Origin of the sequence: Congregibacter brevis (assembly GCF_045689245.1) — a bacterium.
In the GTDB taxonomy this organism is placed as follows: Bacteria; Pseudomonadota; Gammaproteobacteria; order Pseudomonadales; family Halieaceae; genus Congregibacter; species Congregibacter brevis.
In genome coordinates this window covers 2292318-2312747 of record NZ_CP136865.1, presented here as the reverse complement: position 1 = coordinate 2312747, position 20430 = coordinate 2292318, and the positions used below count along the sequence as shown (strand labels likewise).

The window sequence follows — 20430 nt, the reverse complement described above, 5'->3', positions numbered from 1 at the left end:
TCAGTTCTCCGTCATCTGTGACAGTGCGACTTGATAGCCCGCATGCCGTCGCATATTGATCACACCCGTATCGAGGATCAGATATTGCGCCTTGATACCCATGAGTGTTCCAGAGACCTCAGGCATCTTGTCGAAGGTCATCGACTTCACTTTGCTCGGGTACTCCAGCACTGGGTAGTCGATAGTAGTGACGTCTTCGGTATCCAGTGGGGTAATGGCATCGATGCCCCGATCCCGGCGAAGCGCCTCAATGGTATCCCCACAGGTCTCGGCCAAGCGTGCGCGCTCGGCGGACAGGTCCATAGGATCATTCGCGCCTTTGAGCATTCTCTGCCACGCGGTTTTGTCAGCAACGTGTGCGGCAAAGGCTACTTCAACTAAACCTGAATCAAGTCGGCTGGCCACCCGAAACGCCGGCAGTGCCTGAGTCGCTCCCTGGTCTATCCAACGCGTCGGTACCTGCGTACCACGCGTGATACCTACTTTCAGACCCGATGTATTCGCGAGATAGACGAAGTGGTCCACCATACAGTTCGCGTCACCCCATTCGGGTTCTCGACAGGTACCGCCGGCGTAGTGACACTTCTGAGGGCTCATAATACAACTGTCGCACTGGGCTAACCGCTGGAAGCACGGATAACAGTAACCCTGATTGAAGCTCTTCTTGGTCTTTCGCCCACAGTGAACGCAGTTGATGGCTCCGAGAAAGCTCAGGGAGATCGACTGCCCGAGCAAGGCGTTCAGGGGCACGCTGCTCTCACCCATGGGGAGCGCATAGTCCACGGCGCTGTTGCTTAGTGAGCTTGTCATCTTCCGGATGCCACCCTCTCCCAAAAGAACACTCATTCCTTGGATTCCTCATTTTGGCTTGCCCAGCGCAGCTGCTCAGTCGCTGAGCCGCTGGAACGCGATGCGCCCGCTTTTTTACCTTTGTCGATATAGCCTACGCGTTGGTCTTGGGGAAGATGCTGCTGCTCCCAGGCGATCACGGCCTGGAGGCTATGCTCTCGCTGCTCTGGCGTCACGGGCTGACCATCGGGCCAGCGACCTGTTTCGATACCCTGGCGCAAGCGCGCGACAATGTCCGGGCTGAGCGTGTCGATGAGTGATTGATAGTCCATGCGGCCTCCCGTGGAAAGAGGCGGGATTATACGCAATATCAGTACTGGTTCCTGTAAAGCAGAGCGAAGGCCACCCCTATAGCCGAGCCGCTCAACAGACCACCGACATGAGCAGCATTAGCCACGGAAAACCCCAGCACATCAACAAGTCCGAGCAGGCATACGATTAACCAGCCCACCATGAACAGCATTATCGGCGTCGCGGGAGCCAGATGTTGCCAGCGCGGGTTTACCCGACCTGCCACCCAGGAAAAACCAAGAAATGCGTAGACCACGCCTGAAAGCCCACCAAAGAGCACTGAACCGGACACCGTGTGCTGGGCGAAATTGGACAGCGCCGCCGTCGCCACAAACAAACCCAAGAGATTGAAGCTACCCAAAGCAGATTCGATGCGCCGCCCGAGTTCCCAGCACCACAGACTATTGAACACGATATGCATCAAACCAAAGTGCAAAAAGGCTGGGGTCACCAAACGCCAGAATTGACCGCTTGCCTGGCTAAATATCGGACGCCCACCCTGCAGCGTAAAGGGCTCGTAGGTGAACGCAGCCACCCAGCTAACGGGCGCGTTTAAATACACCAACAAGAAGCCAAGAACGCTCATCGCGATAAGCGCAAGAGTTACCGGTGCGCTGCGAAGAAGTGCCGGGAGCTTAGTTCCCTTTGGGCGACTCACTGCAGGAGCCGGCCGCAAAGTCACCTGAAGCTCACCGCTCTGCCATCGTTGAAGTAGGTCGCCTGCGCGATCTCTATCCGCCACCTCGGCAAGGAGCACTACCTGAGTGCCATCTTCTTCCACAATGCGATGAACAATTTTCTGCTGCCAAAGCAAGGCGCTGAGGGGACGAAGGTCTTCAGTCAGGGAACCACGATAGAGAAGCTCAGACATCTAGTCGACCAGCGCACCGCTCCAGCGCAGCTTGTCGCGACAGCTGGCATAAAAACTGTGACCGGGAGGATGGAGCAGCGTTAGCACTGCCGGGTTGCGGCGCAGCACAACAGAGTCTCCTGGACGGGCTGTCATGTTTACTTGTCCATCGCAGGTGACGGGAGGATGAATGCGGTTACGCGCCAACACATCGATACGTATCTCGCTGTCGCCGCGAATCACAATCGGGCGACTCGATAGCGCATGAGGAAACATCGGCAGCACTAGCAGTGCATCCAGTGCCGGATGCATGATGGGCCCACCGCCGGATAATGAGTAAGCGGTCGACCCTGTGGGCGTGGACACAATCAATCCATCTGCCCTCTGACGATTCACAAACTCATCATCGATATAGAGCTCGATCTCGATCATTTGCGCCGAGGTTCCCGAGTTCACGACTACATCGTTTAGGGCATCACCCTCGGCAACGGTTTCGCCACCACGAACCACACTGACGTCGAGAAGGAAACGCTCTTCGCTACTAAATTCACCACTCATGACTGCCGCGATTTGTTCGGAAACACGGTCGGGACTGATATCAGTCAGAAAACCCAGGCGCCCACGATTGATACCCAGCATAGGTTTACCGTACTGAAGCATTTCACGCGCTGCGCTGAGCATGGAGCCATCCCCGCCCAGCACGATGATCAGGTCGGCTGCAGCACCAATAGCGTCGCGAGAATGGGTATCACAACCCTCTGCGGTAAGATCGCCAAAACGATCCTCTAACAAAAGCTCAGCGCCCGCCTCGCGTAGGGCAGACATGAGTTCTTCCAGTACCGCTTCAATGCCATCCTGACGGCTCCGACCTACGACTCCGACTCGGGAAAATACTCCGGGCATGCAACGCACTCATTGAAAAAAAACCAGTATACCCAGCCAGGCCTGCAGTGGACATCGTTCAATCACCACGCCTAATTGCTAACTAAGCACACCAACTGAACACAGGGGCTAGCTACGGTAAACGACGACCGATGAAAGACGCTTGCGCTGAGGCGCAGCAATGGCAAACTACTCACTCGAGTAACATCAGCTCAGCGTAAGCATCGAAAGAAAGGACAATTCCTATGACCCCTTTTAAATATCTCCCCAGAACGCTCACCGCAGTCGCACTGCCTCTAGCACTACTCGTAGGCTGTGCGGAGCAGCCTAGCATCCAAACGGGCGAAGACGCCGAAGTCATCATGGGAGGCCTGGCAAAGGTTGATAACTCCCGCGCGGACCTGGCGTACATCGATCCGAATGCCGACTATGCTCGATACACAAAAGTGTTCATCGTACCGCTAGACGTAGATAACGTAGAAATCATCCAGCCAGATACCAGCGGCAGCATGGTGAATAGATACAACCGGGAGTGGGAACTTACGGACAGCGATAAAGCAAAGTTGCAAAGCAGCTTTCAGGAATCCATGGCCAAAGCCTTAACCGACGGTGGTGCCTTCGAGATCGCCGAGCAGGGTGGCGATGATGTAATAAAGCTCGAGGCCATGATCACCCAAATTGCGCCCTCTGCGCCTAAGGATGATCAAATGTCCCGGACCACTGCGCGGTCAACGGTTATTACTGAAGGCGGTGGCAGCATGTCTCTGGCGATCATGTTAGCCGATGGTGATAGCGGCGAGCCCCTTGCGATCATTAAGGACAGACGAACCAGTACGAACTCAACCATGTGGGGTATTAACAATAGCGTGACCAACATGGCGGAGGTACGACGCAACTTCAACAGCTGGGCCAAGCAGATTCATGACGGACTGTTGGCTATGCAGGCTCGTGGCAACAGCGAGTAAGCATTCCGCAGCGGCGCGTTGTTAAGGCCTCAACGAAAGAGGCGGAGTAACAAACTCCGCCTCTTTTTTTCGTCTTAAGCTCGGCACTCAGCTAAAGGTTCGTATTCACAGACCCACGTTATTCTTCTCTAGCACCTGCTCAGCGCGGTAGCTGGAGCGCACCAGAACGCCAGAAACAACTTCAAGAAACCCCATAGCCAGGCCCCACTCACGGTAGGTCTCGAATTCATCAGGGGTAACATAACGCTCGATGGGATAGTGGTGGGGCGTGGGCTGGAGATACTGCCCGAAGGTGACAATATCGACTTTCGCAGCGCGAAGATCCTCAAGCGCCTCCCGAATTTCTCCCTCTGTTTCCCCAAGGCCCAACATCAGAGAAGTTTTAGTGAGAACACCGGGACGGTATGCTTTCGCGTGGGCTAGAACTTCCAATGTTTGATCGTATCCCGCGCGTGGATCTCGTACAGGGTGAGTCAGCCTTCGCACTGTCTCTACGTTTTGAGCAAAGACCTCAATGCCACTGTCCACTACCGTCTCAACGTCCTTAAGGCTGCCTAAAAAATCAGGGGTGAGCGCTTCGACGGCTGTGTCCGCGTTGACCTCTTTTACCCGACTGACACAAGCCGCGTAATGCCCTGCCCCGCCATCAGGAAGATCATCGCGATTCACCGAGGTTAACACCACGTACTTAAGACCCATAAGTTGAACCGAGCGCGCAGTGTTCTCAGGCTCCTCGGCATCAAGCCAACCCTTGGGATTCCCCGTGTTTACCGCACAAAATCGACAAGCACGGGTACACACATCTCCCATCAGCATGATTGTGGCGGTACCGGCACTCCAGCATTCGCTCATGTTGGGGCACTTGGCTTCTTCACAGACCGTGGCCAGACGATGCTCATGCACAATGCTTTTGACCTGCTCATAGGTCTCTCCACCGTGAATCTTCGCCCGAAGCCACTTAGGTTTCGGCAAGCGACTAGAACCCACTGCACTGGCTTTAATGCCATCCTTAATCACGGACATGCCGCGATCGTTGACGTATTTTTCGCCGCTAGAAACGTCAACGACAGGAATCCTGGAGCTACCGCTCATGGCTCTACTTTCCACTCCTACTCAAAGGTGGTCAAATTATAGCTCTTAGGGCCCCTACATACCGCAACGGCCCACCTAAAAGCGCACTCATTTAGCAGCCCTAGTCATCTAGAAGCCTTAGTCATCACACAGCAGGCGCATCTTCACTGCAGCCAGCTCTGCTGCCTCTATGGTGACAGCATTGACCACCGCGTCCTTTGCCATCTCACACTCACTAGCTTCTTCGATGCTTTCTTCGGACAGCTCTTCAACAGCCTTTGCATTGGCTTCATCGCAAAACCCATCGCTCACTCGCCGCAGATTAGCGGTCTCACCAGCCTTCTCAACGGCAACACAGTCACCGATACGTATCTCCCGCTGATCCGTTACTACCTGCATCTCTCCGGCAGATCCCGTAAGAGCCACGCTGTAGATCATGCCGCGAGTATCGCCCTGGGCTGATCCAGCGATAGCGCTGCCTGCTACCGCTCCGATGATGGTGTTCCGTGTCTTCTTACTAGACTTTTTACCCCGCGCAGAAGCCAGGCCGAGAGCACCGCCCACTACCGCCCCTTGAGGAACAGCACCCGAGTTAAGATCAACCTGCTTACCTGCAGTAACGACGCCGTACTGCACTGATATCGATTGCCCTGCACGCTGAGCGTGGGCCTGTGTGATGGAGAAACACGAAAAGATAATTAACGTTAATAAAGCCCTATAAACCATTGTTTAATAATCCTTTTTTAATCAAAATTCCCACTCAAGATAAAGCATGTTGGCGTTTGAGCCACCATCAACATTTTTGTAGTAGTTGGAGCTACCAAAGATCCCGGAACGGTGGTGTACATAAAAACCCGCAAAGAGGTCGCGCATACCCTCCACTCTGAACAGATCCCCCACAGATACATCGAGGCTGAATTCCAGATAGTGCAGTAAATGGCTCTCGCGCCGGTTTTTCCGTGCGGCTTTATCCTGCTCCAACGCGGGGATGCGACCCGTGTAGGACACACCATTCGAAAAGCCTACCCGCGTCCCTACACTATCTGACCAGGGGAACTGCCGAAACATCGCCTTAAAGGCAAAGACTCCCTCCCAGAAGTCATCCTGTAGATCATTCTCGAAGCGTCGCCCCAAGCCAAGCTGCAGCCATCCTTCGATGGGCAGTGTCAGCATTCGATCAGACAATTGCCGACCGAGAAAGACGCTAGCCAGATCCGTATCCAAGTCGGCGCAATTGATATCACCTTGCAGAATCTCAACGAATTTGGTTTCCGTAGTACACCCATAGGCGACGCGCAAAGACGTGGGCCGAGCATTATTGGTCACAAAATTGTATTCGCCCGAGTCTTTCGGTCGTTTTTCCCCACCAAACTCGTACCGGTACCCAAACTGAACGCTGACACCGCTGTCTTCGGCAACGATGGGGCTGCTCGAAATTTCGTCGCTATAGGCCCGATAGGCGAGATTCAGGTTTAACTGATGATGCCTCCACAAAGAATAACGGCCCGCAAGGCCCGCCGCCCACACGCTGCCTTGCTCTACCTCATAGGCCGGGCGCGTCACCGTCGCTTCGTCCGATTGCACCCCGAAGTAGTAGTCGGCTTTGTCTTCGGACAAAACGTTGTACTCGACCCAAGGCTCAAGCTGCCACTGATTGCCACGGATCACTTTCGCCCAACGCGCCCGCAACTCACCGCCGTCATGGACACCGTGGGCATCTTGTCGAAGCTGCACAGAAAATCGGCCGAAATCTGTCTTTCTAGTGAGTTCCAAGCCAGCTTCTACGGTGTTCTTACGCTCCATTCCTTTGAGCGCATCATCCGGTGGTCGTACAGCGCCGGTTTCACGATAAAACGTGTGATCGTTGTAACCCTGAGTAAAGTAACTGCCAAATACATCCAGCTGCCACTGTGAGTTATCAACCGCGTGCCATCCAAAATCCGTGCTGTCGAGAAACAAGTGTTTACCGCTATAGGTAAACAGCGGCACCAAATCTGTACTCTCTCGCTCTTCTCCCGCGTAGATCACATCCTCGAGAATATAGGCAAAACCAAAGGACCACTCACCGCTTCGATCCTCAGGATCGAGCGAACGTAAGTCACCAAGGGCTTTCACGCTTAGCGGCGCGCAAAGGACCAGCAATATGCCGACTCGGCACACTGCCGTTTGGATGGAGCTCATCAACTGTTCGCTTTTATATAGGTAAATACAACGGGCCATGGACCTTCACTTCTTAACAAATACCCGCGCCCTAAATCATCTCGACAATTATAGAGGGAAAGCGCGCGTTTTAGCGGTATCCTTGGCGAACAATTCCAGAGGTGTTTCCCTGTGCGACCGAATTTTCTGCCTGTACTTCGTTTTCTCGCTGTGTGCGCCCTAGCAACGCTCACCTCAGCTTGCTCTACGAACTCAACGATCAAGCACTCCTACGTCGATCCGCTGCTCCGTAAACTCGACCTGGACGGGGTTTTGGTTATAGCCGTCGCCCAGAATCGTGAGAACCGGATTACCTTTGAGAACATGTTTGTCAAAGCCCTTGCTGGTCACGGAGTCAATGCCATCGCCGCCCACAGTTTGTTGCCCAAAGGGGAAGTGACTGCTGAAGAGGTCGTGGCGGCTGCGAGCAATAACGAGCTTGATACCGTGCTGGTTACACGCTACATCGGTGCCAACACCGAAGAGATTTACCACCCCGGCACTATCTACTACGGCGTTACGCCGATGTATGGTGCAGGCTACTACGGCGGGTTCCCCGGATATTACGGCCATGCCTACGAAGTCGCTTATCAGCAGCCGGTTTGGACATCTAACACGACCCACGAAGTCATCGCCGATCTGTATGTCACGGACACTCAGGAGCATATGTGGCAGGCCGTATCAGACACGATAAAGGCGGGATCAACGGACAAGCTTCGTCATGATGTGATCGCTTCTCTCATTGGCGATCTCAAAGATCAGGGACTGCTAGACTGATAACCTGCATTGATCTGATAGTTGTCGTAGACACAAAAGCCGTAGACACAAAAAAGCCCGGGTATCACCCAGGCTCCAAACTACGACTCGCTCTTGCTTAGTTCTGGATAGCGAGATCCATCAAGCGCTGGAGGCTACCCATAGCCTTCTGCCGCTCAAGCGTACCGTAGCCAATATTGCTTGCGCTGAGAGAACCACCTGCCTGGAAAGGGAAATCCGCGATGGTGGCAAAAAACTCTTGTACAAAGCCCTGTGCTGGCACCATAAGCCACATATTGTCAGCATACCAACGGACATACATGGCGGATTCTGAATAAGCGCTCTCAAAGGGATCAGCACGAAGATTCGTGATCACAGGCCACGCCGGTGTCTCGCGATAAGCCTCGTTAATCGGTCCACGCTCGATAGCGAAGGCAACCTTCCAGTCGTCAACGCGAATCGCATTGAGCATTCCGCTGGCAGCGAAGTACATGATCTCTCGCCGTGGACCTTTCTCCTCAGCGCCTTCAAAGTAAGGCTTAAAGTTATAGCCATCCAGATGCACCCGGAACTTCTTGCCATTAGCGCGCATTCCACCTTTTGACGCGAGTTGCTCTTTAACATCAGGTACCCCTGCCGCTGCAAGCAGCGTTGGCATCCAGTCTTCCTGACTCATGATGTCGTTGTAGATTGTTCCGGGCTTAATAGTGCCAGGCCATTTAACCATTTGAGGTACGCGCATGCCGCCCTCCCAGGTGGTGCCTTTTTCACCGCGATAAGGTGACGCACCGCCATCAGGCCAGGTGAACTTCTCAGCGCCATTGTCGGTGGAGAAGATCACAATAGTGTTGTCGTCCACACCAAGGGTCTCAAGCTCCTCAAGGAAACTACCGACCATGTCATCCAGCTCAGCCATACCATCTGCATAGAGGCTAATACCAGTTTTACCGCGGTACTTCTCCTGCAGGTGTGTCCACACGTGCATGCGGGTGAAGTTCATCCACACAAAAAACGGTTTGTCTTCGTTGACCGCGGCGGCCATGAACTTTTTGGCCGCGCCGCCGAACTCCTGATCCACAGTCTCCATTCGCTTGCGCGTAAGTGGACCGGTGTCCTCGATCTTGCCATCTGCATAGGAATGCAGGACGCCACGAGGACCAAACTTCTCATGGAATGCCGGATCTTTCGGATAGTAGTAAGTCTCGGGCTCTTCCTCGGCGTTCAGGTGATACAAGTTACCAAAAAACTCATCAAAACCATGATTAGTAGGGAGGTGCTTATCCTGGTCACCCAGGTGGTTCTTCCCGAATTGCCCGGTCTTGTAGCCTTGATCCTTCAGAAGATCTGCAATCGTCGGCGCCCAATCTGGAATCCCCTGATCGCTACCTGGCATACCAATGGTCAACAGCCCAGTTCTAAAGGGCTGCTGGCCGAGAATGAACGACGCGCGACCTGCGGTGCAGGACTGCTGTGCATACATGTCAGTAAATAGTGCTCCCTCATTGGCAATGGAGTCGATATTGGGCGTTTGATACCCCATGCCACCGCGGTTGTAGGCGCTGGCATTCCAAACACCCACGTCATCACCCCAAAGTACGAGGATATTGGGCTTATCCGCAGCGACGGACCCCATGCTGAAAACCCACGCCGCCCCAGCCAGGGAGGTGATGGCTAAACTCTTCAGATTAAACATAGTGATGATCTCATTTGGCTTGAAAAACTGGGCCACCGCACCAAAGGCAAGGAGGCTCCTTAAGTCCGTTACTAAGCCTGACACTAAATCCTAGTATTCAATAAGTACGCGCTTAGCCGGCCACTCTCTTGAGTATATCGGCCCAACACTCAACCGCAATGTCAGGGCCAAAGAAACTTGACTGGAGCCAATGCTTTACAGCCTATTGCGGCGTCGCCAAAGGCGCAGCAAAGACTCACCTTAATCAGCGATCAACGAGCGGCCAATAATCAGCTTCATAACTTCGCTGGTACCGCCGTAGATCCTTTGTACGCGAGAATCCGCAAACGCCCGCGCGACGGGATACTCCCACATGTAGCCGTAGCCACCGTGCAGCTGGACACACTCATCAACGATGCGGCACTGGAGCTCAGAACCTAGCAACTTAGCCTTTGACGCCGTTACGGTGTCTAATTCCCCGGCCACCAAAAGCTCAAGGCACCGATCCATAAACACCTGAGCGCTGGTCAACTCTGTATCCAACTCTGCTAACTTGAACTGCGTGTTCTGCAGCGCGGCCAGCGGTTTGCCAAAAGCCTTGCGCTCTTTTACGTACTCAATGGTCTGGTCCAAACACACACGGGAAGCGGCCATCGCCATAATGCCGATAGACAGACGTTCTTGGGGCAACTCCTGCATTAGGTAAACAAAGCCTTTGCCTTCCTCACCCAGCAGGTTTTCTCGGGGCACACGAACATCACTAAAAAATAGCTCTGACGTGTCCTGAGCTTTCATTCCCACTTTGTCGAGGTTCCGGCCCTTTTCAAAACCGGCTCTATTGGCTTCAACCAAAATCAGGCTTGTTCCCGCCGCCCCCGCGTCAGGATCAGTTTTGCAAACCACAACCACGAGATCGGCATGCTGACCATTGGTGATAAAGGTTTTTGAGCCATTTATCACGTACTCATCACCGTCGGTGACCGCGCTCGTGCGTATCCCCTGCAGATCAGAGCCCGTGCCGGGCTCAGTCATGGCAATGGCCGTTACGATATCGCCCCGGACACAGGGCGCGATGTACTTATCTTTTTGCTCAGCACTGCCATAGCGCATGAGGTAAGGAACAACGATATCGCTGTGCACCCCCCAACCCAAACCCGAGCAGCCCGAGCGGGAAACTTCCTCGTCAATAATTGCGTTGTAACGAAAATCCGCTTCTGCGCCCCCGTAAATCTCGGGCGCTTGCGGCACCAGATAGCCCTGCTCGCCCGCTTTGCGCCACAACTCTCGGTCAACCTGTCCGTCTTTTTCCCACTGCGCGTGAAAAGGCACGACTTCGGTCTCTAGAAAGCGTCGGACGCTATCGCGGAACATCTCGTGTTCTTCTTCATAAACGGTTCTTGGAATCATGGATATGCACTCCTGATCGACATTCAGAAAGCCCTACAAGAGCTAACGGGAAATTGATTTTCATCGGCCGAGAATGGTAATGGTCGCCCGCACTCCAATGCACTGACCCTAACTCACACACGCATTGACCCTAAGTAACAAAATCTTCGTAAAAACTCCGGTGCTACAATGAAAAGTCAGCGCTCTATAAGCTTCACCGGCCTTGTAGAGCCTCTGTGTTTGAACGTAAATCCGCCTCAAATAATGGAATAATTTTGCCAAGCAAGGGGACAGTGTGCACCTAGAGTCGAATCAATGGGGACGCCTCTCATCCGCTGCGGACGAAGTTGAACACCGCGAGCTAGCCATTGCTGATCCCGGCCGATATCACGGCGACATCGCGGCGCGGGAACTCCATTGGTTTGATGGTAGAGACTGGCTAAGTCGCAACGAAGACGGGCAGTGGTCAGGCCTGGGAATATCTGAAGATCAAAGCACGGCCAATGCTCGCCCCATTGAATGGGAACCCTGGGATCAGGCCTTTGACGATAGCCGGGCGCCTTTTTACCGCTGGTACCGTGGTGCTCTAACGAACGCCTGTTTCAACGAAGTGGATCGCCACGTACTCTCAGGTCGAGGAGAGTCCACAGCCATTGTTTTTGAAGGCGACCGCTGGGATCCATCAAAAAACCAGGGTAAAGGCGGGCCGGTTCAGGAAAGCACCGTCAGCTTTCGACGACTCTTCACCGAGACAGCGCTACGCGCAGAAGTATTGGCGTCTCTGGGCCTCAAGCGCGGGGACCGAATTGCCCTTAACTTACCTAACATACTTGAGCAGATATTTTACACCCTAGCCGCCAAACGACTGGGGATAATCTACACCCCCGTTTTCGGCGGCTTCTCGGCGAAGACATTGTCGGATCGTATTTATGATGCGGGTGCCACCGTGGTTATCACTGCAGACGGAGGCTACCGAAACGCAGAAGTCGTTCCCTACAAAGAAGCCTATACCGACCAGGCCCTCGATAATTTTATCCCGCTGCCTTCCGCCCTAGCCTGCCTCAAAGAGACTATGGCAGATTTCGATCTAGGAGACGCCGCTCAGAAAATCCTCGGCCGAGTGAAGGAAGGCCTAAGAGGAGAGATCACAATCGAGCGTAGCGACCTGATGAGGGAGCTCGGTGCGGCGATTGCCGACGAGCCAGCTGTCGCGGCAGAGCGCTCTGCCGCGCTCAGAACAACCGTAGCGAGGGAGCTGGCAAGCGTTGAACACATCGTTAAGAAAGTAGTGGTAGTAGGCTACACCGGTCAGGACATCGTGCGTCAGAGCCGAGATAGCTGGTCCCACGATTTAGTAAGTGACGCGACGATTGCTCTTCTTGGCGCTGCTGCTAAACAAGGCTTTGTCGCCACAAACGTGGATGAGCTTCTAAAACTACCCGACCGTGATCTTTGGCGTGCCTTGAGCACCTTCCATCCAGCGACCCCTGTCGATGCCGACTGGCCGCTGTTTATCATCTACACCTCAGGCTCCACGGGAAAACCCAAAGGCGTTGTGCACACCCACGGCGGCTGGCTGGCTGGCATCGCTCACACCATGCGCACGGTGTTTAATGCACAAGGCAAGGATCGTATCTATGTGGTTGGCGATCCGGGATGGATTACCGGCCAGGCTTACCTTATCGCAGCCCCATTGTGCCTGGGTATAGCCACCATCATTGCTGAAGGCTCTCCTTTGTTCCCTCATGCTGGACGCTTCTCATCAATTATCGAGCGTCACAAAGCGACATTATTTAAAGCAGGTTCTACGTTTTTGAAAGCGGTAATGACGGATCCTGCAAGCCTAGAAGACATGGCTACCTACGACATGAACGGGGTCAGGGTTGCGACATTTTGCGCCGAGCCAGTGTCACCGGCAGTACAGCAATTTGGTATGGACCGAATATGCGCACACTACATTAACTCCTACTGGGCCACGGAACACGGTGGCATGGTGTTTTCCTGCCCTGGGGGCGGATTCAACGACCTGCAAGCAGATGCTAAAACCTGGCCTTTGCCTTGGATTCAGGCCGAGGTTCGCATTGCCACCGGGCTTACTGCAGATGGGTTAGCGACCACCTGGCGTCCCGCTGAATCGGGAGAGAAAGGCGAGCTGGTGATCACCCAGCCTTACCCCTACCTCGCGAGGACGATCTGGGGAGATGCCGAAAAATTGGGCAGCGTCGACTGGCAAGGCGATATCACACGCTTTAGCGAGGTTTACTTCAATCGCTGGGAAAACGGGCTAGCGTACACGCAGGGCGATTATGCGCGCAGTCATGATGACGGTGCATTTACCCTGCACGGTCGCTCCGACGACGTCATCAATGTCTCGGGCCACCGCATTGGCACTGAAGAGATCGAAGGCGCTGTTCTTCGGGATAAAACCCTCCGTACGGACTCTCCTGTCGGCAACGTTGTTGTGGTCGGCGCACCTCACGATGAAAAGGGAGAGACGCCCGTAGCCTTCTTAATTGCCGCACCGGGATCCCGCCTTGGCGATGACGACTTTAGCCGGCTTCAGAGTCTTGTTCGCAGCGAAAAAGGCGCAACAGCGGTTCCCTCTGACTTTCTCGTGATACCGGCATTTCCCGAGACTCGCTCGGGTAAGTACATGCGCCGTACCCTTAGGGCTGTGCTGCTGGACGAGCCCTTGGGAGATCTCTCTACACTGCGCAATCCTGAGGTTGTTCCAGAGATTCAGCAAATAGTCGCTAACTGGAAGTCCTTCGGGCGTCTCAATCAAGCGCGAGAAATCGTTCAGAGCTATCGCTTCCTTCGGCTAGAGACTCACGAGCTTGTACCCAATCGATTTATTGCTTTGCTGGTCATAGATTCCCCACCGGTGAACTCTCTCAACGAGCGCTCTCTGGACGAACTCAATACCGTACTTCAACACATCACTTTACAGGATCGTATTGAAGCGTTGGTGGTTACCGGGGCGCGTAACGCCTTCGTGGCAGGCGCAGATGTCAAAGAGCTGCTGGAGATCGGTGAAGCTGGCGACCTTGAGTCTGCGCAAACGCCAGCCAATGCGGCACACAACGCATTTTCCGTCTTGGAGAATATGGGTAAACCCGTTATCGCAGCGGTCAACGGACCTGCGTTGGGAGGTGGCTGTGAACTCGCACTCTCCTGCGGCGTCATTGTCGCCGACAGCCAAGCACTCTTTGGGCAACCCGAGATCAACCTTAAGCTACTACCCGGCTATGGCGGCACCCAACGTCTTGTTCGCCGACTCCATCAGATACATGGGCGTGCAGGGCTTATCGATGCCATAGGCCTGATTGCATCGGGGCGCAACATCGACGCGCAGGAAGCTCTCTCCTGTGGCCTTGTGGACCACATCGTCGATGAACCGGCCCTCAGCGCTGTCGAAGCTGCAATGGGCATGCTTCGTCAATATTTCGCCAACAAAGGCCCGCTCGCAGCCGTCATGGAGCGCCAGCGCAACTATCTTGAAAGCAGGGAGAACCGCCTGCCTTTAGATGAGGCCCTTCTGAGTGATGAAAGGCTAACGAGTATCTTTGCACAACTGCGGTGCGGTGAGCGGGCGCACTGCCTCGAGCGCGTCATTGAAGCCATTCGGTTTGGTGCCATGGAAGGCCAATCTGCTGGACTTAAACGCGAAGCGGAGCTCTTCGCTGAGGCAGTATGTGATCCAGCGTCTGGGCCTGTGGGAATCAACGCTTTCCTGGAGCGTCGCAGCACGCCCCTCCCAGTTAAATACACAGCTGTGAAGCCTGACGCCTCGACGGAACAGCGCACTGCGCTAGAGGCGGCTGGTGATCTCATAGCCCTCGATGCGCCCTTCTTCGCTGGAGTTACTCCCGTACCGCGCTATCAGTACGGTATGGGCGTCGCCAAACGACCCGACAGTGGCGCCCCCGATCACGGAGATCCAAAGGAAGCTGAAAAACTCCTCGTTTTCCCCACACCAACGCCGGGACCCAATGAAGCCTTGGTTTTCATGCTCGCATCCGAGATGAATTTCAATGACATCTGGGCGATCACTGGAATACCCGTATCACCCTTTGGTGCACGGGACGCCGACGTACAGGTTACGGGATCAGGAGGTGTCGCGATGATCGCGCAGCTGGGCTCCGAGCTTGTGCGCGAAGGAAGACTCGCCGTTGGACAACTGGTTACTATTTATTCCGGGCAAAGTGAACTGCTCTCTCCTGATCAGGGCCTGGATCCTATGGCGGCGCATTTCCGTATTCAGGGCTATGAGCAAAATGATGGGAGCCACTCACAGTTCCTGGTCGTACAGGGTCCTCAGCTGCACCCAAAACTGTCCGGCATGACTATCGAAGAAGCCGGTTCCTACGGCCTAACTCTGGGAACAATTCATCGAGCGCTGTTCACGACGCTGGATATCCAACCGACACGACGACTGTTTGTTGAAGGGGCGTCGACGGGAACCGGCTTGGACTGCTTGCGAACGGCTAAGCAGACGGGGCTGTCAGTGATTGGCATGGTTTCCTCAGAAGACCGTGCTGAGCGTGTGCAACAGTTTGGCGGCGTCCCCATCAATCGCAAGGACCCACGCTGGGATCAAATTTTCACACCCGTCCCTGAAGACCGTGTGCGGTGGAGCGACTGGGAGCGTGCAGGCGAAGCTTTCGTGACAGAGGCCGAGTCGCAAGCGGGCGGCAGCATTGATTACGTAGTCTCCCATGCTGGTGAGCAAGCTTTCCCCCGCTCCTTTCAACTCTTGGGCGAAGGCGGTGTTCTAGCCTTCTACGGGGCTTCTTCAGGCTATCGGTTTTCCTTCATGGGCAAGAGCGGTAGCTCAAGTCCCGCTGCTATGTTCGCTCGCGCTGGTCTGCGCAGTGGGGGAACACTGCTAGTTATTTACGGGCCCGGAGCAGAAGACGGTGTGGTCGACGCCGTCGCCATTGAGGCCATCGAGGTCGGCTGCGGTCTTGGCGCTCAGGTCGCAGTACTTGCAGACAACGCTGCCCAGCGGGAATTCGTGACGTCTCTTGGTTTTGGTACACGCCTTAAAGGCGTGGTGAGTATTGACGCTATCGCACGCAAACTTGGCGACAATTTTGTAGCGCCCGGTCCTTTTCCGGCCTTACCCGACCCCTTTAAGGAGTCCGAGGCTTTTAAAGAGGCCGTCAGAAGATTCTCCGACGTCACGTTGAAGCCCATCGGATCGGCCATAGCGCCGTTTTTACGTAACACCCTGGACAAACGGGGATTGCCGGATGTTGTATTCGAGCGCGCAGGCCGTGATGGCTTGGGATTAGCGACATCCCTCGTCAAACCTAATATCGGAAAGGTTGTCTATGCCGAAGACCTCAGGGGGCAGCGGCTTAGTTTCTATGCGCCGCAGGTGTGGATGCGCCAACGTCGCATACTCATGCCCAGTGCAGAAATTCGAGGCACCCACCTCAACACTGCGCGCGAATTTGCGGAGATGCAGGAGCGTATCGCGGTCGGGATGATCGACGTTATGCCCCCGATCACCGTCGAGCTAACCGATATCGCAGCGGCCCATCAGGCAATGTGGGAGAACCGTCATGCAGGTGCCAACTATGTGGCCACTCATGGACTGCCCCGTTCTGGGCTCAAGACGCGTGACGAACTGTATCGTGCCTGGGCCATCCGCGAAGCTGAACAACGAGGCGAAACGCTTGCTCACATTGACACCGGCTCTGCAGGAGCGCTGCGATAACTATTTACCAACTTGCTCATCAACATACTCACCCTATCCAGAACCAAAACCCATGAGAGGCTATGAGTTAACACTCAGTTCAGGCGTGCCCACCATCGACGGATAGAATTTGGCCGGATATCCACCGCGCACGTGCGGAGCAGAGGAACAACACCGCATCCGCAATATCGCTGGCGTTGCCGAGCCTGCGCATGTGAATGCCGTTAAGCACCTGCTCTTGCCGATCGGAGCCAAAAGCCTTCCACTGCTTTTCTGTAGCAGGGTTCGACAACACGAACCCCGGAGCCACCGAATTAACAGTAATGCCCGCCGGCCCCAATTCGAGGGCGAGTTGCTTTGTTAGGCCGACGAGCGCGTGCTTCGCTGCCGCATAAGACTGGATACCAGTCAGACTGGGGCGCAGCCCCGCACCAGATGAGATCGTTACTATTGAGCCACTGCCTGTGGCCTTCATCCCCGGAGAAAGCGCTTGGGCGCACCACATAGCTGCATCGACATTGGCGGCAAATATCACCCTCCACTCATCTTCACTCACCGTCTCAAGCGCTTTACCTACCTGACCCCGTACGCCGCCAGCAGCAGTCACCAGACCGTGGGCAGGCCCAAGCTCGTCAATCACCGTATTGCAAAGACTGTAGGCCTCCTCCGCCGAGGCGAGGTCTGCGACATAGGTACGCACCCCTGGAATCGACGCCAGCGGCTTCAAACCCCCTGCGTTCAAATCCACTGCGGCGACGGAGGCACCCTCCTCCACAAGGCTTTTGGCAATAGCAGACCCGATTCCTTGAGCAGCACCAGTCACCACAAACAGTTTGCCCTCGATATCTAGGCGCATCGTTGCAACATCACGTCTAACACTCCCATAGACTGCTCTCTCTGATTGTTTTCAATGTCGTGAATAAGATCACAAAGAGCTGCAAGCGCTGGTGTAGCGCGCCCATGCCGTCGCGCTATCTCCAGCATTATTCCCATCTGCGCATCCACTTCCGTCTTACGCTTTCGCACCGCCAGATCTCGGTAGATACCCGAGTGCGTTTTTGCGGTCTGTCTATTGTGCTCGACCATGGCTTTCAAGGATTGAGCGATACCCGCCTGATCACCTGTCGCAAACGCCTTGGGATCAAAGCCATTAAAGCCCAAAGGCTCGATTCCCTCGACTGCCGCCAACTGCATAACCTCAGTTCCAAGCTTCGCGTAGACGCCACGGTGCACTTGGGAATCCATAGCGTCCGCCATGGACTCAGGAGTGAGTGCTGTGGCAAACAACAAAGCGCCGTAACCAAGCTTGCCCCACAGATACCCCCAAATGTTATCGGTGGTGACCGCATTGGGTTCAACCGTTTGAAAAAGCGCGTGCATATCGCACAGACGCTGCGTACAGGCGCCATCCAGCTCGCCTAGGGCCACCGCAGCGCGATTACCGTACAAAATGCGGCCGGGGGACAACCAATCGGCACCAAAGTTTACGAAACAACCCAGCGTTCGCTCACTGCCGATCCGTTCGGCGATACGACGTTCATTGAGACCGTTTTGCGCGGATACAACAAAGCCGTCATCGCTCAGATGATCAACAAGCGCTTCAAGTGCCTCCTCAGTGTGATGAGCTTTAACCGCTAGAATAACGCGCCGGAACTGCCCTCGGAGGCTTGCGGGCGTGTCCGATGCGAGCCGTTGTCGAAACTCTTCTACGGGACCTTGAATCTGTAAACCCTCATCGCGCATCGCCTCGACATGGTCTTCAACGACATCGACCATATGCACCGCCTGGCCCGCTCGAGCGAAGTAGGCTCCGAGAATGCCACCAATGGCGCCAGCGCCCCAAATGAGGATCGGGTCGTCATCAACGACACTCACTACCATTCGCCCTCCAATAACTCGCGAGTTTCGGCAACAGCGACATTCCATAACTCATTCATGATGACGTCGGACTTCTGATACTCACCGCCATAATTTCCGTCGCCAATGAGAGCGCGTACTTCCTGGGGCGTGCTCTGGCGAAGGCGCTCAAAGTCCACGAAGGGCTTCTGCTCTTGGGGCATCTCTCGATCGGGGAGTCGCGTCCAGGGGAAATTTTCCATCCACGACGCGTGAGAAGCGACGGGATCAACAGCCTTTACCGCAGCCCAGGTCTTGGGCGCACGCCACCAATCATGAAAACGGCAAGCGGCTCCGGCGTTATCCAGTGTCCACTGAGCACAGACCGATTGCACCGGGCTGTTACCGCCATGTCCATTAACGATGAGCACTCGTCGAAAGCCGTGGGTGTAAAGACTATCGAGCACGTCACAAAGCACCGCCTCGTAGGTGCTGGTCCTCAAAGAGACCGTGCCGGGGAAGCCCATAAAATAGGGAGTCACGCCGTAGGGAACAGCGGGGAATACCGGTATATTCAAGGGTTCTGCGGCGTCTCTGGCCATTCTTTCTGACAAGATCGAATCCACAGATAGACTAAGGAAAGCATGCTGCTCTGTGCTCCCCAGCGGTAGCACACAGCGATCGTCGCGCTCTAGATACTCTTCTATTTCAAACCAATTACTTTCACTAATCTTCAACGATGACTCCTACGCATGACCTGCTTTGCTCGCATCAAAATGACAGGGACCGACTCAAGGCGCTGAAGAGCAGCCCTGCAGCGCCATTATGGTCATCCGGCTGTTAATATTCAGTCCCCCTTGGTTTGGTAAAGACTCCATGAAAGCCCCGCTCACCACAAGTATTGTTAGCCTTCTCCTTTGTCTGAGTTTGTCGACCGGAGCAGCTGAGACTAGCTCACCCACGTTTCAGGTCACACACAGTAGCGACCTAAACTGGATGCCGGTTCCCGACGGGCTGGGTGCTGAGTTTGCGGTCGTGCACGGTAACCCAGCGGAATCCGGCGTTTATGTCCTTCGGGTGAGATTTCCGGCTGGCGTCATGGATACCCCACACTTCCATTCTCAAGACCGGCACGTCACCGTGATAGAGGGAAGCTGGTATGCAGGCATTGGAGACGCTTTTGACCCAGCAACTGCAAAAGAGATAACAGCGGGCGGCTACATGTTCCACCCGGCTGGCGCAGCCCACTGGGATGGAGCCCGTGGGGATACCGATACCGTCGTACAGATTATTGGCAACGGACCTGTCGACTCTGAACAATCCAATAGCGGAGAAGCGATGTGGGTCCGTGTACACGAATAGGATTATGGTGCCGTGAGATTCCTCCTATCGCTCATTGCGGCCCTATTTACTCATAGGAAGCCCCCGATTGATGGGCCGCTCGAGCCGGCGGAAAGCTCCCTTGCCCGCCGCCACTTTGTCCTTGACGGTACTAACATCGCACTACTCCATGGCCCCAAGCACCCGGAGCTGCGCTATGTCTTAGCCATCGCGGAGTTTTGTAGGGAAAACGGTGCAAGCGTCAGCTGTTTTTTTGACGCGAACACAGGCTACCTGTTTAAAGATAACCGAGAAGAACAGAGCGCGTGCTTTGAGACACTAACGACAGCACAACCGTGGGCAAGACACTTCTGCATTGTACCCAGCGGCACTCAGGCTGACCCCTGGATTTTGGAAGACGCCAAAGAAAAACTCGCGGACGTCGTGTCTAACGATCGCTTCAAAGATCGCGCGAAATCGCACCGCTGGATTTGGAAACGCCGCCACGAGGTTCTCGCCGCCGGCGGCGTCCTGCTACTACCCAGCATCAGCGCCGAACTCGATTTGCTGCCACAGCCGGAGGACTATCTAGCGACCCTGGCATCTCTGCCACTCTGCCACTCTGCCCCAACGGCTCTCTAGCGCAGAC

Annotated in this window: 17 protein-coding genes; 5 read left to right on the top strand and 12 right to left on the bottom strand. The window is 54.9% G+C overall.

Annotated elements, in window-relative coordinates; translation table 11 throughout:
• From R0137_RS10195 to R0137_RS10180, 4 genes are read right to left on the bottom strand one after another with little or no spacing between them, the layout of a single operon-like run.
• Entirely contained in the window at nt 1-846 is an 846-nt protein-coding gene (locus tag R0137_RS10195) for a DUF2797 domain-containing protein (RefSeq protein WP_407326319.1), read from the bottom strand.
• On the bottom strand, nt 843-1121 hold the full coding sequence (locus R0137_RS10190) for a YeaC family protein (RefSeq protein ID WP_407326318.1): 279 nt from the start codon (nt 1119-1121) through the stop codon (nt 843-845). The genes R0137_RS10195 and R0137_RS10190 overlap by 4 nt, the downstream gene beginning before the upstream one ends.
• Nucleotides 1122-1159: 38 nt before the next feature.
• Nucleotides 1160-2011, bottom strand: a complete 852-nt coding sequence (locus tag R0137_RS10185) for a rhomboid family intramembrane serine protease (RefSeq protein WP_407326317.1) — start codon at nt 2009-2011, stop codon at nt 1160-1162.
• Nucleotides 2012-2893, bottom strand: coding sequence for an NAD(+) kinase (locus R0137_RS10180; protein WP_407326316.1), 882 nt, complete (start codon nt 2891-2893; stop codon nt 2012-2014).
• 224 nt (nt 2894-3117) lie between these two features.
• On the opposite strand from R0137_RS10180, the gene R0137_RS10175 reads away from it, so the two are divergent.
• A complete protein-coding gene (locus R0137_RS10175) occupies nt 3118-3837 on the top strand; it encodes a DUF3313 family protein (protein ID WP_407326314.1) in 720 nt (239 codons plus the stop codon).
• 105 nt (nt 3838-3942) lie between these two features.
• Here R0137_RS10175 and lipA read toward each other — a convergent pair whose 3' ends face one another.
• The 3 genes from lipA to R0137_RS10160 form a co-directional block, all read right to left on the bottom strand.
• On the bottom strand, nt 3943-4929 hold the full coding sequence (lipA, locus tag R0137_RS10170; RefSeq protein WP_407326313.1) for a lipoyl synthase: 987 nt from the start codon (nt 4927-4929) through the stop codon (nt 3943-3945).
• A 117-nt stretch (nt 4930-5046) separates the two neighbouring features.
• Complete coding sequence (locus R0137_RS10165) at nt 5047-5544, bottom strand: hypothetical protein (RefSeq protein ID WP_407326312.1); 498 nt, start codon at nt 5542-5544, stop codon at nt 5047-5049.
• A gap of 111 nt (nt 5545-5655) precedes the next feature.
• Nucleotides 5656-7089 carry a MipA/OmpV family protein gene (locus tag R0137_RS10160; RefSeq protein WP_407326310.1) on the bottom strand — a complete coding sequence of 478 codons (1434 nt, stop codon included), beginning with the start codon at nt 7087-7089 and terminating at the stop codon, nt 5656-5658.
• A gap of 150 nt (nt 7090-7239) precedes the next feature.
• Between R0137_RS10160 and R0137_RS10155 the strand changes: the two genes are divergently transcribed.
• Nucleotides 7240-7884, top strand: coding sequence for a hypothetical protein (locus R0137_RS10155; protein WP_407326308.1), 645 nt, complete (start codon nt 7240-7242; stop codon nt 7882-7884).
• 97 nt (nt 7885-7981) lie between these two features.
• Here R0137_RS10155 and R0137_RS10150 read toward each other — a convergent pair whose 3' ends face one another.
• The gene (locus R0137_RS10150; protein WP_407326306.1) at nt 7982-9556 is read right to left on the bottom strand and encodes an arylsulfatase; all 1575 of its coding nucleotides are present in this window, start codon (nt 9554-9556) and stop codon (nt 7982-7984) included.
• A 240-nt stretch (nt 9557-9796) separates the two neighbouring features.
• A complete protein-coding gene (locus R0137_RS10145; protein ID WP_407326305.1) occupies nt 9797-10942 on the bottom strand; it encodes an acyl-CoA dehydrogenase family protein in 1146 nt (381 codons plus the stop codon).
• A gap of 274 nt (nt 10943-11216) precedes the next feature.
• Between R0137_RS10145 and R0137_RS10140 the strand changes: the two genes are divergently transcribed.
• The gene (locus R0137_RS10140) at nt 11217-16646 is read left to right on the top strand and encodes an AMP-binding protein (RefSeq protein ID WP_407326304.1); all 5430 of its coding nucleotides are present in this window, start codon (nt 11217-11219) and stop codon (nt 16644-16646) included.
• Between the two features lie 79 nt (nt 16647-16725).
• On the opposite strand, the gene R0137_RS10135 is transcribed toward R0137_RS10140, so the two are convergent.
• Genes R0137_RS10135 through R0137_RS10125 form a run of 3 tightly spaced genes read right to left on the bottom strand, consistent with a single transcriptional unit; the run spans nt 16726 to nt 19198 of the window.
• Nucleotides 16726-17481 (bottom strand): SDR family NAD(P)-dependent oxidoreductase, encoded by a 756-nt coding sequence (locus R0137_RS10135; RefSeq protein ID WP_407326303.1) that lies wholly within the window; start codon nt 17479-17481, stop codon nt 16726-16728.
• Nucleotides 17472-18506, bottom strand: coding sequence for a ketopantoate reductase family protein (locus tag R0137_RS10130; RefSeq protein WP_407326302.1), 1035 nt, complete (start codon nt 18504-18506; stop codon nt 17472-17474). The genes R0137_RS10135 and R0137_RS10130 overlap by 10 nt, the downstream gene beginning before the upstream one ends.
• The gene (locus tag R0137_RS10125; protein WP_407326300.1) at nt 18500-19198 is read right to left on the bottom strand and encodes a creatininase family protein; all 699 of its coding nucleotides are present in this window, start codon (nt 19196-19198) and stop codon (nt 18500-18502) included. The genes R0137_RS10130 and R0137_RS10125 overlap by 7 nt, the downstream gene beginning before the upstream one ends.
• A 139-nt stretch (nt 19199-19337) precedes the next feature.
• Here R0137_RS10125 and R0137_RS10120 point away from each other — a divergent pair, with 139 nt between their 5' ends.
• Nucleotides 19338-19823, top strand: a complete 486-nt coding sequence (locus R0137_RS10120; RefSeq protein ID WP_407326299.1) for a cupin domain-containing protein — start codon at nt 19338-19340, stop codon at nt 19821-19823.
• 12 nt (nt 19824-19835) lie between these two features.
• Entirely contained in the window at nt 19836-20423 is a 588-nt protein-coding gene (locus R0137_RS10115) for an NYN domain-containing protein (protein ID WP_407326298.1), read from the top strand.
• Nucleotides 20424-20430: the final 7 nt, after the last annotated feature.

Bases quoted from the DNA above. Each gene is read 5' to 3' on its own strand.
- R0137_RS10195 (WP_407326319.1), bottom strand. From the start codon at position 846: ATGAGTGTTCTTTTGGGAGAGGGTGGCATCCGGAAGATGACAAGCTCA.
- R0137_RS10190 (WP_407326318.1), bottom strand. From the start codon at position 1,121: ATGGACTATCAATCACTCATCGACACGCTCAGCCCGGACATTGTCGCG.
- R0137_RS10185 (WP_407326317.1), bottom strand. From the start codon at position 2,011: ATGTCTGAGCTTCTCTATCGTGGTTCCCTGACTGAAGACCTTCGTCCC.
- R0137_RS10180 (WP_407326316.1), bottom strand. From the start codon at position 2,893: ATGCCCGGAGTATTTTCCCGAGTCGGAGTCGTAGGTCGGAGCCGTCAG.
- R0137_RS10175 (WP_407326314.1), top strand. From the start codon at position 3,118: ATGACCCCTTTTAAATATCTCCCCAGAACGCTCACCGCAGTCGCACTG.
- lipA (WP_407326313.1), bottom strand. From the start codon at position 4,929: ATGAGCGGTAGCTCCAGGATTCCTGTCGTTGACGTTTCTAGCGGCGAA.
- R0137_RS10160 (WP_407326310.1), bottom strand. From the start codon at position 7,089: ATGAGCTCCATCCAAACGGCAGTGTGCCGAGTCGGCATATTGCTGGTC.
- R0137_RS10150 (WP_407326306.1), bottom strand. From the start codon at position 9,556: ATGTTTAATCTGAAGAGTTTAGCCATCACCTCCCTGGCTGGGGCGGCG.
- R0137_RS10145 (WP_407326305.1), bottom strand. From the start codon at position 10,942: ATGATTCCAAGAACCGTTTATGAAGAAGAACACGAGATGTTCCGCGAT.
- R0137_RS10135 (WP_407326303.1), bottom strand. From the start codon at position 17,481: ATGCGCCTAGATATCGAGGGCAAACTGTTTGTGGTGACTGGTGCTGCT.
- R0137_RS10130 (WP_407326302.1), bottom strand. From the start codon at position 18,506: ATGGTAGTGAGTGTCGTTGATGACGACCCGATCCTCATTTGGGGCGCT.
- R0137_RS10120 (WP_407326299.1), top strand. From the start codon at position 19,338: ATGAAAGCCCCGCTCACCACAAGTATTGTTAGCCTTCTCCTTTGTCTG.